This window comes from Colwellia sp. BRX10-9, from assembly GCF_014077405.1.
Taxonomy (GTDB): domain Bacteria; phylum Pseudomonadota; class Gammaproteobacteria; order Enterobacterales; family Alteromonadaceae; genus Colwellia_A.
Genome location: NZ_JACGVV010000091.1, coordinates 1 through 806, shown reverse-complemented (window position 1 = coordinate 806; position 806 = coordinate 1). Strand labels below are relative to the sequence as shown.

1 protein-coding gene is annotated in these 806 nt (G+C 41.7%); it reads left to right on the top strand.

Annotated elements, in window-relative coordinates:
* A partial coding sequence (locus H4J69_RS20525) for a tandem-95 repeat protein (RefSeq protein WP_182245202.1) occupies window positions 1-806 on the top strand: 806 nt, incomplete at both ends.

The window sequence follows — 806 nt, the reverse complement described above, 5'->3', positions numbered from 1 at the left end:
TTAAATACCGATGGTAGTTATACCTTCACACCTAATGATAATTTCAACGGTGCTGTTCCTGTTATTACATATACAGTTACCGATGGTGCTGGTGACACTCAGAGTTCGACCCTAACTATTTCAGTGACACCGGTTTCAGATCTGAGTGATGATAGTGAAACGGTTACGATAGCAGAAGATACAACAGCAACAGGTAATGTCCTCGATAACGCAGCAACTGCAGACGGTCCTTTAACTGTTACAAGCTTTACGGTTGGTGGGAATACGTACAATGCAGGTGACACGGTAAGTCTTGCTGAAGGCGAACTCACTTTAAATGCAGATGGTAGTTATACTTTTATACCGAATGATAATTTCAACGGTGCTGTACCTGTTATTACTTATACTGTCACAGATGGTGCCGGTGATACCGAAAGTTCTACGCTAACAATTTCAGTGACACCAGTTTCTGATCTAAGTGACGATAATGAAACCGTAAGTGTCGCAGAAGATGCAACTGCTACAGGTAATGTCCTCGATAATGCAGAAACAGCAGACGGTCCAATGACCGTCACTAGCTTTACTGTTGGTGGGAATACCTACAATGCAGGTGATACGGTTACTCTTACGGAAGGTGAGTTAACTTTAAATACCGATGGTAGTTATACCTTTACACCTAATGACAATTTCAACGGTGCTGTTCCTGTAATTACTTACATTGTTACTGACGGTGCAGGTGATACACAGACTTCTACCTTAACGATTTCAGTAACTCCAGTTTCTGATCTGAGCGATGATAATGAAACTGTCACTGTTGCAGAAGATAC